The organism is Priestia taiwanensis, from assembly GCF_014638355.1.
Lineage (GTDB): Bacteria > Bacillota > Bacilli > Bacillales > Bacillaceae_G > Priestia_D > Priestia_D taiwanensis.
The window spans coordinates 20,114-32,657 of record NZ_BMFK01000003.1 but is presented as its reverse complement, the minus strand read 5'-3'; the positions used below and the strand labels follow the sequence as shown (position 1 = coordinate 32,657).

Below are 12,544 nucleotides of genomic sequence, written 5' to 3'. Positions count from 1 at the left end.
AAACAAAATCGAAAAGGGGAAAACATACATGCATCCACGAGCAAACGTCCTCGGCTTACTAATGAAAGATAATTGTATTCTATTAGAAGAACGTTATGGTAAACATTCTAAAGGAACAGGTTATTATTATCGTCCAATCGGTGGAACAATTGAGTTTGGTGAGCACTCTACGGAAACGTTAGTACGAGAGTTTCAAGAAGAGTTAGGTGTAGAAATCGTAATCAACCAGTATATAACATGTATCGAAAATATTTTTACGATTGAAGGAAATACAGGGCATGAGATAACGCAAGTGTATGTAGTGATTTTCAAGGATGAACGTTATTATGAGCAAGAACGTTTTCTAGTGAGTGAAGGAGAGATGCAAACATCTGCGAAGTGGGTGCTGATAGAAGAAGCACTTTCGGGGGAGAAAGTTGTGTATCCTACTTCCTTAGTAGAAAGATGTAAACATATATATTTCTGAATTTTCCGTACTATGTTAAAAATATAGAAGGAGGATACATATGCTGTTCCAACAAGGGAAACTATCTGTTCGTGAAGTAGAAACAAAGGATGAAATGTTATTAGTAAAGTGGCTTTCAGATCCACGTGTGCTTGCTTATTATGACGGAAGGGATAATCCGTTTGATCTTGCGAAAGTACGTGGAAAGTTCTATAACCGTGAGGACGAATCGGTTCGTTGTATTGTGGAATATGAAGAAGAGGCAATTGGGTATATTCAATTTTACCCGCTAGAAGAGGAAGAACGAGAGGTATACGGCTATGTTGGTTGTCCAGACATAATCTATGGCATGGATCAATTTATTGGTGAAGTAGATTATTGGAACAAAGGTGTCGGAACACGCCTTGTATCAGCAATGGTTCAGTATTTAGTAACGGAGAAAAAAGCAGATAAGATAGTGATGGACCCGCAAACGTGGAATGAGCGGGCGCTTCGTTGTTATGAGAAAGTTGGTTTTCAGAAGGTGAAATTACTACCTAAGCGAGAGCTGCATGAAGGGGAATATCGTGATTGTTGGTTAATAGAATACACAAAAAGAATGATAGAATAGGAAGAAATATAGAAAAGTGTACAATAATGTAGAAGTAGTAGGGAGTTTCCCTACTACTTTTTATATAGAACAGAGAGCGGTGACTCTTGCATAAAAGTGTAGTGTATATGTAAAGAAGTCCTTTGAAGAAGAACCATTATATTGAAATCATTCCTTCTTTCTTCCTATATAATACATGTTTCTTTCTTTACTGGGTAAATTAACCACAAAAGAGGCGGACAGGGAAAACATGTTATCTCATAAAAACTATTGACACAAAATATTCACATTTGATATTCTACGTTAGTATGTCTTTATGTCTATAATATTTTGGAGGTTTATACAGCTATGAAAGAAGTACAACAAGTTAAGATTCAAACAGCAGATCCATCAGCGATTGGCTTATTCGGTCTTGCGATCGTTACATTAGTAGCATCTTCACAAAAGTTAGGTTTAACAGAAGGAACAGCTCTTGTTCTTCCTTGGGCGATCTTCTTAGGTGCACTTGCTCAGTTATTTGCTGCAAAGCATGATGCAGCGCACAATAATACATTTGGTACAACAGCATTCGGTGCTTACGGATTCTTCTGGTTAGGTGTATCAATGACTTGGTTAGCACAGCTTGGCGTTTTCGGTGAGAAAATGGCAACAACAGGTGACCTGAAACAATTAGGTTTCGCATATTTAGGATATTTAATCTTCACAATTTACATGACGATTGGTGCAATGGAAACACACAAAGTGTTATTCACAATCTTCGTTTTAATTGATTTCTTATTCATCGGTTTAACATTAAATGCATTTGGTATTATGCCAAAAGCTGCTCATGATTTAGCTGCTTACTCAGAGTTATTAATCGCAATCGTATCGTTCTACGGTTCAGCAGCAGCAGTATTAAACACACACTTCGGTCGCGTGTTCTTACCAGTTGGTAAGCCATTTGGCATTTTCAAGAAGTAAGAATAAAAAGGATTCAGCATAGGTGCTGAATCCTTTTTTATTTCTAAAATAATGAGAACAGGAAAGTCAAAATAGCGACGCGGAAGAAAATCGCTGCAATTGCGACAATTGCACCAAGTACAATCGCAATCATTCCCGTCGTACGAGAATTACGGCTTACAGCATAAATTCCGAGTACGACAGCAGCGATACCAAAGAATACCGGATACGTGAACATTCCGATAACGGCAAGAGCTAACGCAATAAATCCGACAAATGTACCAGAAGAGCTCGTATTCACTTCTCGGTTATCATCATATCGTAAGTCAGTTGGAGAAAGCTCTGCGCCGTATTCTTCATCATCGATGTAATTGCCAAACTTGTTTCGATCATGCTTTGCCATTACTAAACGCCTCCTTCATGAACCCAATTGGATTCATCTATAGTATGAGCGTTCTAGTCAGGTCTTATGATGGAAGATTAAGGAGAGAGATAGCATGATTGCGACCGAACTGTTAGGGAAATCATCTCGGATATACATAAAAAGGTTGTCCCGCATCTAAGGGAGACAACCTTCTGAATTAAAACATATTAAACCCTTCTTGTGCTGATAATAATTCTAATAACTTCATACCAGCAATGCTGTTTCCTTTTTCATCAAGAGCTGGGCTATAAATACCGATTCCCATTTCTCCTTTGATACAGCCGACTATACCTCCAGACACGCCACTTTTCGCTGGAATGCCAACGCGGATAGCAAATTCACCGGAAGCGTTGTACATGCCACATGTTACCATGAATGTTTTGCAAATTTTTGCGATATGACGTGGGATAAGTTGTTTCTTACGTAATGGATCGTATCCATCCATTGCGAAGATTAGACCGATACGTGCAAGTTCATGGCAATTTACTTCAATGGAACATTGCATCGTGTATAAGTCCATTAATTCTTCGACATCTCCGTCGATAATATGATTTTGCTTCATATGATAGCAAAGGGAACGATTTAAGAATGCCGTCTCTAATTCTGATTTTGCGACTTCATTGGAATACGTAATCGCTGGATTGTTCGTAAGTTCGCGTACGAAATGAAGGAGACGTTCCATTCGCTCAATATTGCACTCGCCTTCAATCATGTTCGTTACCGCTAATGCACCAGCGTTAATCATTGGATTTAACGGTTTAGAAGAATCGCTTGTTTCTAATTTAATAATGGAATTGAATGGATCGCCTGTTGGTTCCATTCCAACTCGTGAAAAGACAAACTCTGTTCCTTTATCCATAATAGCTAATGCTAAGCTAATCACTTTCGAAATACTTTGCAGAGTGAATTTCACGTCTGCTTGTCCAGCTGACATCATTTTGTTGTCTGGTGTAATAACAGCGATGCCAAGGTCAGTTGAATTCGCTTTTTTTAATTCAGGTATGTAAGAAGCTACTTTTCCTTTGTTTGTGTATTTTTTCGCTTCCTCTAGTAGTGCTGTTATATTCATGCTTTCTAAAGAGTTCATTGTATCCGCTCCTATCGTGTTGCTTCTATCTATCTTTAACATGCCCCCAATATAGGTGGAAGTATGTTTCGTATTTATTTGTTATTTTCCGTGTTTGGGTGGGAAAATAGGAAAAAATGTAACCCCTTTGTTAACCATCTATTGTTGAAATTTGCTATTGTATAAATAATACAAAACGTTATTTATACAAGGAGAAGTGAGTAAGTACATGATAAAAAACATCTTAAAAGAGAAAAAAGGAGAAATTATCCTTGGGTTAATTTTTCTTATATTAATTGGGGTAAGTTACCTTTATTTTAAAAAGTACTACGGCTTTTTCCATAGCCCAGAAAAAATGAAAGAATGGATTCTGAGTTATGGTAATTATAGCGTGGTAATTTTCTTATTAATTCAGATGTTTCAAGTTGTGATTTTCGTTATTCCAGGGGAAGTAACGCAAATCGCTGGTGGTGTTCTTTATGGTACACTATACGGTGCTATTTTGTCATTAGTCGGTATTTCCATCGGTAGCTCTATCTGCTTTGGTCTTGTAAAAGCGTTTGGTAAAGAATGGGTAGATAAAGTTATTTCAGGCAAGGACCTTAAGTTTATCAAAAAAATGCTTGATCTAGGAAGTAAAAAAAATGTTATTTTTGCAATTCATGTTATTCCAGGCATTCCAAAGGACATTATTGCGTATATTTGCGGTGCTTCGAATATTCGATTCCGTGATTATTTCATTGCATCAACGTTAGGGCGTATCCCAGGAATTGTGATGTCTGCGTTATTTGGTGCCAACTTAATGACTGGGAATTATGTACTCCTTATTGTAATTGCAGTATCGATGACGTTATTGTTCGTCATCGGATTTTTCAAAGGAGAGGTCATTATGAAGCGACTTTTCAAACGTCGTAAACAAGAAGATTCTACACAAGTGGAGCGTCAACGTGAGCATGTGTAACATCATATAGATAAAACAAAAAAGAGTGAAGTGTATCACTCTTTTTTATTTTTATTGTATAACAGGTATAATTTGGATTTCTTCATTTGCTTTCGTTTTGTACGACAAGGTACCAAAAACATGTCGTAGGTTAGTAGTCAAGGTCTTATTTTGTTAACATTTATTGAACTTTGCTCAATACTTCACAATTTATTCACAACTATATATCTTTCTAATTTCAAATGTGTAGTATGCTGAGAGTATAAAGCTGTTATATAAGTTTTTGGTTATCTGTACTATTAATTAGGAGGTAGTGAAAATGCAACAATGGCATGGATTTAAAGGGGAACAGTGGAAGAAAGAGATAAATGTACGTGATTTCATCTTAAATAACTATTCGTTATATGAAGGGGATGACTCTTTCTTACAAGGTCCAACTGAAGCAACAACAAAGCTATGGGACCAAGTAATGGATTTAACAAAGAAAGAACGAGAAGCAGGAGGCGTACTTGATTTAGATACAAAAGTTGTATCATCGATTACATCACATGCACCTGGTTATTTAAATAAAGATTTAGAGCAAGTTGTTGGTTTCCAAACAGAAGCACCGTTTAAACGTTCTTTACAACCATTTGGTGGTATTCGTATGGCGGAAGTGGCTGCGGAAAGTTACGGATTTGAAGTAGATAAGGAAGTAAGTCATATTTTCCGTGATTACCGTAAGACACATAACCAAGGTGTATTCGATGCATATACGGCTGAAATGAGAGCAGCACGTAAATCTGGTGTTATTACAGGCCTTCCAGATGCGTATGGTCGTGGACGTATTATCGGTGATTATCGTCGCGTTGCGTTATACGGTGTGGATCGATTAATTGCTGATAAAAAAGCAGACCTTAACAATACTTCTAGTGTGATGAGCGAGGATGTTATTCGTTTACGTGAAGAATTAAATGAACAAATCCGTTCATTAAGTGAATTAAAGCAAATGGCTATGGAACACGGATTTGATATTTCACAACCAGCTACAACAGCGAAGGAAGCATTCCAATGGTTATACTTTGCATATTTAGCTGCTATTAAAGAACAAAACGGTGCAGCGATGAGTTTAGGTCGTACATCAACATTCTTAGATGTTTACATCGAACGTGACATTGCAAATGGCACATTAACAGAAGATGAAGCACAAGAGATTGTGGATCATTTCATTATGAAGTTACGATTAGTGAAATTTGCTCGTACACCTGATTATAATGAATTATTCTCTGGTGACCCAACATGGGTAACAGAATCAATCGCAGGTATTTCGTTAGATGGTCGTCCATTAGTAACGAAAAACTCGTTCCGTTTCCTTCATACATTAGAGAACTTAGGGCCAGCACCAGAACCTAACTTAACGGTATTATGGTCAACACATTTACCACAAGGATTCAAAAACTTCTGTGCGAAAATGTCGATTAAGACGTCAGCTATCCAATATGAGAGCGATGACTTAATGCGTGCAGAGTACGGAGATGATTATGGTATTGCATGTTGTGTATCAGCAATGCGTATCGGAAAACAAATGCAGTTCTTCGGAGCACGAGCAAACTTAGCAAAAACATTATTATATGCAATCAACGGTTGTGTAGATGAGAAATCAAAAGCACAAGTTGGTCCAAAATATGCACCAATTACATCTGAGTATTTAGATTATGACGAAGTAATGGCTAAATTCGATGTAACAATGGAATGGTTAGCAGAGCTATACTTAAACACATTAAACGTTATCCATTACATGCATGATAAATATTCATATGAGCGTATTGAAATGGCGCTGCATGATACAGAAGTGTTACGCACAATGGCAGCAGGTATCGCTGGTTTATCTGTAGCAGCAGACTCATTAAGTGCAATTAAATATGCAAAAGTAAAAACAATCCGTGATGAAAATGGTATCGTTGTTGATTTCGAAACAGAGGGTGAATATCCGAAGTATGGAAATAACGATGATCGCGTAGATGAAATCGCTATTTACTTAGTAGAAAGCTTCATGAAAAAGCTTAAAAAACATAAAACATACCGTGATGCAAAACACACATTATCTGTGTTAACAATTACGTCTAACGTTGTATACGGTAAAAAGACTGGTAACACGCCAGATGGCCGTCGCGCAGGCGAACCATTCGCACCAGGTGCAAATCCAATGCACGGTCGCGATACGAAAGGTGCATTAGCATCATTAGCTTCTGTAGCGAAATTACCATATGACTATGCATTAGATGGTATCTCAAATACGTTCTCAATCATTCCAAAAGCATTAGGACGTACAGAAGACGACCAAATTCGTAACTTAGCAGCAATGCTTGATGGATATGCAGTGAAGCATGGTCACCACTTAAATATTAACGTATTTAATCGTGACACATTAGTTGATGCGATGGAACATCCAGAGGAGTATCCACAATTAACAATCCGTGTATCTGGTTATGCTGTTAACTTTATTAAATTAACACGTGAACAACAAATTGATGTAATTAACCGAACAATGCACGCAAGCATGTAAGGAAGAAGAACACCTCTCCGTTTTCTTCTTCATGTTACGCACCATGAATTACGTATAAAAGGAGAGGAAAACGGGAGGTTGTTAATGATGAAAGGTTATGTTCATTCTGTAGAATCATGCGGGACAGTTGATGGTCCTGGTATTCGCTATATCGTATTTATGCAAGGTTGTTTACTACGCTGCCAATATTGCCACAACGCAGATACGTGGAATATAGGTGCAGGGAAAGAAATGACAGTGGATGAGATTGTGGAAGAGGCAAAAGCCTACAAAGCATTTATGGATGCTTCAGGTGGTGGCATTACGATAAGTGGTGGAGAACCTCTTTTACAAGCTGAATTTGTAACAGAAGTATTTAAACGATGTAAAGAAGAAGGGATTCATACAACGCTTGATACGTCTGGAGGATGTTTCGACTCAAGTAATGAGGAATTTATGAAGCATTTCGACGAGTTGATGGCTGTAACAGATCTTTTATTAGTAGACATTAAACAGATTGACTCCAAGAAACACCGAAAATTAACAGGAAAACCGAACGAACATATTTTAGAATTTGTAAAGTATTTATCAGACAGACAGAAACCTATATGGATTAGGCATGTTCTTGTCCCAGAAAGAACAGATGCAGAAGAAGATTTGCGAGCACTACGAGCATTTATTGATACATTATCTAATGTGGAAAAGGTAGAGGTTCTACCATATCATAAGCTTGGGGTGTACAAATGGAAGACACTTGGGTTAAAATATCCTTTAGAGGATATAGAATCGCCAACTGAAGAAAGTGTTATCTTCGCAAATGAAATACTGGGAAGTGCAACATAATATAACCAAGATAAAAAGCTATTAAGCATTGTCTTAGTAGCTTTTTTGTGGTATGAATAGAAGATGTCCTGTAAAAATGATACAATAAACAAAGATAAAAACTTTAATCGATAAATACATTGTTCGTGTATAATAATATAAAAATTAAAAGGAAAATGAATCGGTGTAAAATAAAGAAAGTAGGAGTGAGTCTGTTTGGACACTAGTTCGAAAATACTTATATTAACAGCGCAATATGGGAACGGCCATCTTCAAGTAGCAAAAACATTGAAAGAGGCATTTGAACGCCAAGGCTTCCAACATATTGTCGTGTGTGACTTGTTTGCGGAATCACATCCAATTATTACAGATATTACAAAATATTTATATTTGAAAAGTTATACAATTGGTAAGCAATTATACAAGATGTTTTATTATGGAGTAGAAAAAATTTACAATAAGAAAATTGCATCGATATACACGAATTTTGGTCGAAAGCGATTAGCATCCATTATTGAATCGGAGAAACCAGATGTAATTATTAATACATTCCCTATTACGGCAGTTCCAGCTCTTCGTCAGCAAACTGGTTATCAAATTCCAATTTACAATATTGTAACGGACTTTTGTTTGCACAAAATTTGGATGCATCAAGAGATTGATAAGTATTTTGTGGCGACACCAAGATTGAAAGAAGTCTTAGAGAACGAGGGAATACAAAGTGAAAAGGTAGAAGTAACAGGTATTCCGATTCGTCATCAGTTCGAAGTAGAGATGGAGAAGGAAGCAATCTACAAAAAGTACGGACTGTCACCAGAGAAAAAAATACTTCTTATTGTTGCAGGGGCACATGGCGTATTGAAAAACGTCGGGCAGCTATGTGAATCATTTGGCGTGCATGAAGACTTACAAATTGTTGTTGTATGTGGAAATAATGAAGAACTGAAGAATGAGTTAGATGCACTTGAGCCGTCAGCGACTCGCAATATGACGACGCTAGGGTATGTTGAGCGAATCGATGAATTATTCCGTATTACAGACTGCATGATTACGAAGCCAGGTGGTATTACATTATCTGAAGCGGCTGCATTGCAAGTTCCTGTTATTCTGTATCGTCCGGTACCGGGGCAGGAAAATGAAAATGCGATCTTCTTCCAGGAGAATGGTGCAGCGCTTGTCATTCGTAAGCATGAAGAAGTATATGAAAGAACGCTATCGTTATTACAAGATGACTATCGTTTATTACAGATGAAGAAAGCAATGGGAGTGATTTCTCAACCGAAGTCAGCCGATCATATTGTATCAACCATTACACATACGAAAAAAGAACAAAAAATATATCAAAATTATTCGGTTGTTCGATAAATAGTATATGGGAAATTCTATATAATTATCCACATGTGTATAATTATATAGAATTTTTTGGTTATATACACAAATATATCCACGGTATACACAGATAGTGTATATGTTTATCCACAAAATAAGGATAATTCAGTTAATTAAATGTGTGTATGATTAGAATTTTCTAAAAAGTTATCCGCAGCATTTCTGTATATGTGGATAACTTTTTACTTTTTTATCCACATGATGATAGAAGGTGAATGTATAGACACATTCACCTTCTGTTGTTAAAGAGAAGCATATTCTAAAATAGGGTATCCTTGAATCCGGCCGCTCGGTCTGCTTGCTTGAATTCACGTTTGTATAGTACTTCTTGCGTGCTAGATAAAAAGCGCTTTCCTTTTTCTTTCTTTTTCTTCTTTTCCATATGTAGGTCACCTCATTTTAGATAAGATTCGTTACTAGCCTAACCAAGGGTAACTTTATGTATACGAAAAAATGGAAATAAAAAAAGCACGAGGCTCCTAATTTGGAAACCGCATGCTACTTTATGCTTCTTTTAAGTGTGTATCTTCTACAAACGTAATTCCTTCGCGCATCGTATACAACGTATATTGATCTTTCGAAATTTCGTATAGGTCGTAAATATCGTCATCTTTGTTTAATTCGTTATAAATATGTGCACGCGTTTCATTCGCTTTTGTCACATATGGCAGTTTTTCTGCAGCTTTAATAGAGCGAATATTCAATTTACGAATTCTCATCAAAATAGTCTGAATATTCAGTTCGTAAAAAAGCTCATGAAAAAAAGCATCTTTCGCAGGTTTATTATAACCAAGTCCATGATAAGGCTTTCCTAGCCATGTACCTAGGAATCCTGCACCATCTTCTATATCAAACAAGTTAATCGTACCGATAGGAGTACCCCATTCATCTAAAATAGTACGAGAAATAAGCTCGCCGCTTTCTTCTGCTTCGATTGTTTGTTTTGTTAAAAACAGGAATTCTTCATACGAATGGGCCTTATAACGTACAAAAGGGAAGACGTCTGGATGCACCATTAGTTCATAGAGAGTTTGACAGTCCTGTAGGTCGCGTTTTTTTAACATTTTATAAGCCTCCTTTGACAAATAGAGGGCAGTAAAATAGAAACCACCCTCGAAATTTAATTATTCTCATAAGAAAATTTCGGGGTGGGAATCGAACCCACTAGGACCAATATCTCTATTGGTGGCGCACCATTTGCCTTCCCCTAGTGTTATATAGTTTTGATTAATAGAAATAGTAACTTTATGCTACATTACGTATAATATAGTAAAATAGAGAAAAAGGGAATAAGAAATTTACACATTTTTGAACACAATTTTTCCCTCTACCATCGTAAGTAGTGGTTTCGCTAGAAAATAAAAGGGATGATAGGACCAAACAGCAAGATCTGCTTGCTTTCCGACCTCTAAGCTGCCGACAAGATGGTCAATATTTAAGTTACGGGCAGGGAGGATTGTAATACCTTCTAATGCTTTTTGTTCTTCTAAACCTTCACGCATGGCAATGGCTGCACATACATTTAAATATTGGATTGGTGTATAGGGGTGATCGGTTGTGATGGATACTTCGACACCTGCTTTTGTGAGAATATCATATGTCTTCCATGTTTTGTGCCGTAATTCTACTTTGGAACGTCTTGTTAGTGTTGGGCCTACGCATACTTTTAATCCTCGATCTTGCAAGACATCTGCAATTAAATGCCCTTCTGTACAATGTTCAATACGCAAATCCAAATTAAATTCATCTGCGAAGCGCATCGCAGACATAATATCATCCGCACGGTGGGCATGAATGCGCACCGGTATTTCTCGTTTAAGTGCTTTAATAATTGGCTGCATACGAAAAGAATCAGGGTTATCACAGTGAATGGCACGGTAAAATGTTTCGCGTAATAGCCCCATGATACCCATACGTGTAATAGAGCTATTTTTTCCTTTACTGTGAATGCTTTTTGGATTTTCCCCAAGGGCGATCTTTAAACCCGCGGGTTCTTTTAGTAACATCTTTTCGATATTGTTTCCGTGTGTTTTCACAATACATGTTGTTCCACCAATGACGTTGGCGCTTCCAGGCATAATGTGGACGGTCGTAATGCCGCTTTGCAGGGCATCACGAAACGAACTATCTAGAGGTAGAATGCCATCAAGTGAGCGCACATGGGGTGTGCTAATGTCGATGGTTTCATTTGCATCATTGCCAGCCCAGCCAGTACCTTCATCGTATAGCCCTACGTGTGTGTGTACATCAATGAAGCCAGGGAAGATATATTTTCCCGTACAATCAATGACTTGTGTATCTCCAGAAAGTTGCGTGTATTTTCCAATGAATGCAATTTTCTCATCCATAATTAATAAATCGCTGTTGTATATGCATTTAGATGTAATAGGGTAGATCGTCGCATTTTTCAAAAGTATTTTCATGTACAATTATTAACCTCTCTACTCTAATAAGTGTTGCAGTGCATCTTTCACATGGGGGTATTGAAATGTAAATCCATGCGTAAGAGCTTTCTTCGGAAGCACTTTTTGACCATCTATTACAAGTGTGCTCATCTCACCAAGAAGCAATTGGAGACAAGCTCGTGGTACTGGTAACCAGTGTGGTCGGCTAAGAACTGCTCCAATCGATTGGCCTACTTGCTTCATCGTTGCAGGATAAGGCGCCGTTACATTTAAAGGACCTTCTATCTTCTCGTGATCCATTGCATAGAGAAGGAGATTTACTGCATCGTTAATATGAATCCAAGAGACCCATTGTTTTCCAGAACCAATTGTTCCTCCGACAAAGAATCGATATGGTAAAACAATTCGAGGAAGCGCTCCCTCATCCCTGCCAAAAATAACACCAAAACGTGCAAAAACAGTACGAATACCCATCTTCTTCACTTTAGTGGCTTCTTTCTCCCAAGCCACGACGGTGCGCGCTAAGAAATCGTGCCCACTTACGTCTGTATCTTCAGTAAATGTATGCGTTAGCGATGTCCCGTAAAAACCAACTGCGCTAGCATTGATAAAGACATCTGGTTTTGTCTCTGCTTTTTCAACGAATGAAACGAGTTGTTGCGTTGTTTGGAGACGACTAGAAAGAATGCGAGCTTTCTTTGCTTCTGTCCATCTTCCTTCGTTTAAAGGGTCTCCTGCTACGTTCACGACAACATGAATAGTAGATAAGGTGTGTAGTTCCTCCCACTGGATATAGTGAACATTTGTATGGGCTTCTTTCGAAGATTTATTACGCGTCAAAATGTAAATGGTATGGTTTTCTTTTAATAGTGCGTTCGTTAGATGCTTCCCAACAAATCCGGTTCCTCCAGCAAGTAGGACATTCATGAGATTCCCTCCCTTAATAGTATATATATGAAATAATGGCGTATTTGGGCCCAGATAAATTGTAAAATAACGAT

At 37.6% G+C, this 12,544-nt stretch carries 13 protein-coding genes; 7 read left to right on the top strand and 6 right to left on the bottom strand.

Going from position 1 to position 12,544, the window contains the following annotated elements:
- Positions 1-28 precede the first annotated feature (28 nt).
- From IEV41_RS15055 to IEV41_RS15045, 3 genes are all read left to right on the top strand, one after another.
- On the top strand, positions 29-466 hold the full coding sequence (locus IEV41_RS15055) for an NUDIX hydrolase (protein WP_188389333.1): 438 nt from the start codon (positions 29-31) through the stop codon (positions 464-466).
- Positions 467-506: 40 nt separating this feature from the next.
- Positions 507-1,055, top strand: a complete 549-nt coding sequence (locus IEV41_RS15050; RefSeq protein WP_188389332.1) for a GNAT family N-acetyltransferase — start codon at positions 507-509, stop codon at positions 1,053-1,055.
- Between the two features lie 327 nt (positions 1,056-1,382).
- Positions 1,383-1,994 carry an acetate uptake transporter gene (locus IEV41_RS15045; protein WP_188389331.1) on the top strand — a complete coding sequence of 204 codons (612 nt, stop codon included), beginning with the start codon at positions 1,383-1,385 and terminating at the stop codon, positions 1,992-1,994.
- Positions 1,995-2,037: 43 nt separating this feature from the next.
- Here IEV41_RS15045 and IEV41_RS15040 read toward each other — a convergent pair whose 3' ends face one another.
- On the bottom strand, positions 2,038-2,376 hold the full coding sequence (locus IEV41_RS15040) for an imidazole glycerol phosphate synthase (protein WP_188389330.1): 339 nt from the start codon (positions 2,374-2,376) through the stop codon (positions 2,038-2,040).
- A gap of 178 nt (positions 2,377-2,554) precedes the next feature.
- Entirely contained in the window at positions 2,555-3,484 is a 930-nt protein-coding gene (gene glsA, locus IEV41_RS15035) for a glutaminase A (RefSeq protein ID WP_188389329.1), read from the bottom strand.
- 208 nt (positions 3,485-3,692) lie between these two features.
- Here glsA and IEV41_RS15030 point away from each other — a divergent pair, with 208 nt between their 5' ends.
- From IEV41_RS15030 to IEV41_RS15015, 4 genes are all read left to right on the top strand, one after another.
- Positions 3,693-4,424 (top strand): TVP38/TMEM64 family protein, encoded by a 732-nt coding sequence (locus IEV41_RS15030; RefSeq protein ID WP_188389328.1) that lies wholly within the window; start codon positions 3,693-3,695, stop codon positions 4,422-4,424.
- 298 nt (positions 4,425-4,722) lie between these two features.
- Positions 4,723-6,948 (top strand): formate C-acetyltransferase, encoded by a 2,226-nt coding sequence (gene pflB, locus IEV41_RS15025; RefSeq protein ID WP_188389327.1) that lies wholly within the window; start codon positions 4,723-4,725, stop codon positions 6,946-6,948.
- A gap of 84 nt (positions 6,949-7,032) precedes the next feature.
- Entirely contained in the window at positions 7,033-7,770 is a 738-nt protein-coding gene (gene pflA, locus IEV41_RS15020; RefSeq protein ID WP_188389326.1) for a pyruvate formate-lyase-activating protein, read from the top strand.
- Between the two features lie 195 nt (positions 7,771-7,965).
- Positions 7,966-9,114: a diglucosyl diacylglycerol synthase gene (locus IEV41_RS15015; RefSeq protein WP_188389325.1), complete on the top strand. Its 1,149-nt coding sequence runs from the start codon at positions 7,966-7,968 to the stop codon at positions 9,112-9,114.
- 283 nt (positions 9,115-9,397) lie between these two features.
- Here the strand turns inward: IEV41_RS15015 and IEV41_RS15010 are convergent, their stop codons facing one another.
- The 4 genes from IEV41_RS15010 to IEV41_RS14995 all read right to left on the bottom strand — a co-directional run bounded on the left by IEV41_RS15010 (position 9,398) and on the right by IEV41_RS14995 (position 12,470).
- Complete coding sequence (locus IEV41_RS15010; protein ID WP_188389324.1) at positions 9,398-9,520, bottom strand: YfhE family protein; 123 nt, start codon at positions 9,518-9,520, stop codon at positions 9,398-9,400.
- Between the two features lie 121 nt (positions 9,521-9,641).
- The gene (locus IEV41_RS15005) at positions 9,642-10,202 is read right to left on the bottom strand and encodes a GNAT family N-acetyltransferase (protein WP_188389323.1); all 561 of its coding nucleotides are present in this window, start codon (positions 10,200-10,202) and stop codon (positions 9,642-9,644) included.
- 234 nt (positions 10,203-10,436) lie between these two features.
- Positions 10,437-11,561 (bottom strand): amidohydrolase, encoded by a 1,125-nt coding sequence (locus IEV41_RS15000; protein ID WP_188389322.1) that lies wholly within the window; start codon positions 11,559-11,561, stop codon positions 10,437-10,439.
- Between the two features lie 18 nt (positions 11,562-11,579).
- Positions 11,580-12,470 carry a TIGR01777 family oxidoreductase gene (locus IEV41_RS14995; protein ID WP_188389321.1) on the bottom strand — a complete coding sequence of 297 codons (891 nt, stop codon included), beginning with the start codon at positions 12,468-12,470 and terminating at the stop codon, positions 11,580-11,582.
- Positions 12,471-12,544: the final 74 nt, after the last annotated feature.

Bases quoted from the DNA above. Each gene is read 5' to 3' on its own strand.
- pflB (WP_188389327.1), top strand. From the start codon at position 4,723: ATGCAACAATGGCATGGATTTAAAGGGGAACAGTGGAAGAAAGAGATA.
- glsA (WP_188389329.1), bottom strand. From the start codon at position 3,484: ATGAACTCTTTAGAAAGCATGAATATAACAGCACTACTAGAGGAAGCG.
- IEV41_RS15005 (WP_188389323.1), bottom strand. From the start codon at position 10,202: ATGTTAAAAAAACGCGACCTACAGGACTGTCAAACTCTCTATGAACTA.
- IEV41_RS15010 (WP_188389324.1), bottom strand. From the start codon at position 9,520: ATGGAAAAGAAGAAAAAGAAAGAAAAAGGAAAGCGCTTTTTATCTAGC.
- IEV41_RS15040 (WP_188389330.1), bottom strand. From the start codon at position 2,376: ATGGCAAAGCATGATCGAAACAAGTTTGGCAATTACATCGATGATGAA.
- IEV41_RS15055 (WP_188389333.1), top strand. From the start codon at position 29: ATGCATCCACGAGCAAACGTCCTCGGCTTACTAATGAAAGATAATTGT.
- pflA (WP_188389326.1), top strand. From the start codon at position 7,033: ATGATGAAAGGTTATGTTCATTCTGTAGAATCATGCGGGACAGTTGAT.
- IEV41_RS15050 (WP_188389332.1), top strand. From the start codon at position 507: ATGCTGTTCCAACAAGGGAAACTATCTGTTCGTGAAGTAGAAACAAAG.
- IEV41_RS15045 (WP_188389331.1), top strand. From the start codon at position 1,383: ATGAAAGAAGTACAACAAGTTAAGATTCAAACAGCAGATCCATCAGCG.
- IEV41_RS15030 (WP_188389328.1), top strand. From the start codon at position 3,693: ATGATAAAAAACATCTTAAAAGAGAAAAAAGGAGAAATTATCCTTGGG.
- IEV41_RS14995 (WP_188389321.1), bottom strand. From the start codon at position 12,470: ATGAATGTCCTACTTGCTGGAGGAACCGGATTTGTTGGGAAGCATCTA.
- IEV41_RS15000 (WP_188389322.1), bottom strand. From the start codon at position 11,561: ATGAAAATACTTTTGAAAAATGCGACGATCTACCCTATTACATCTAAA.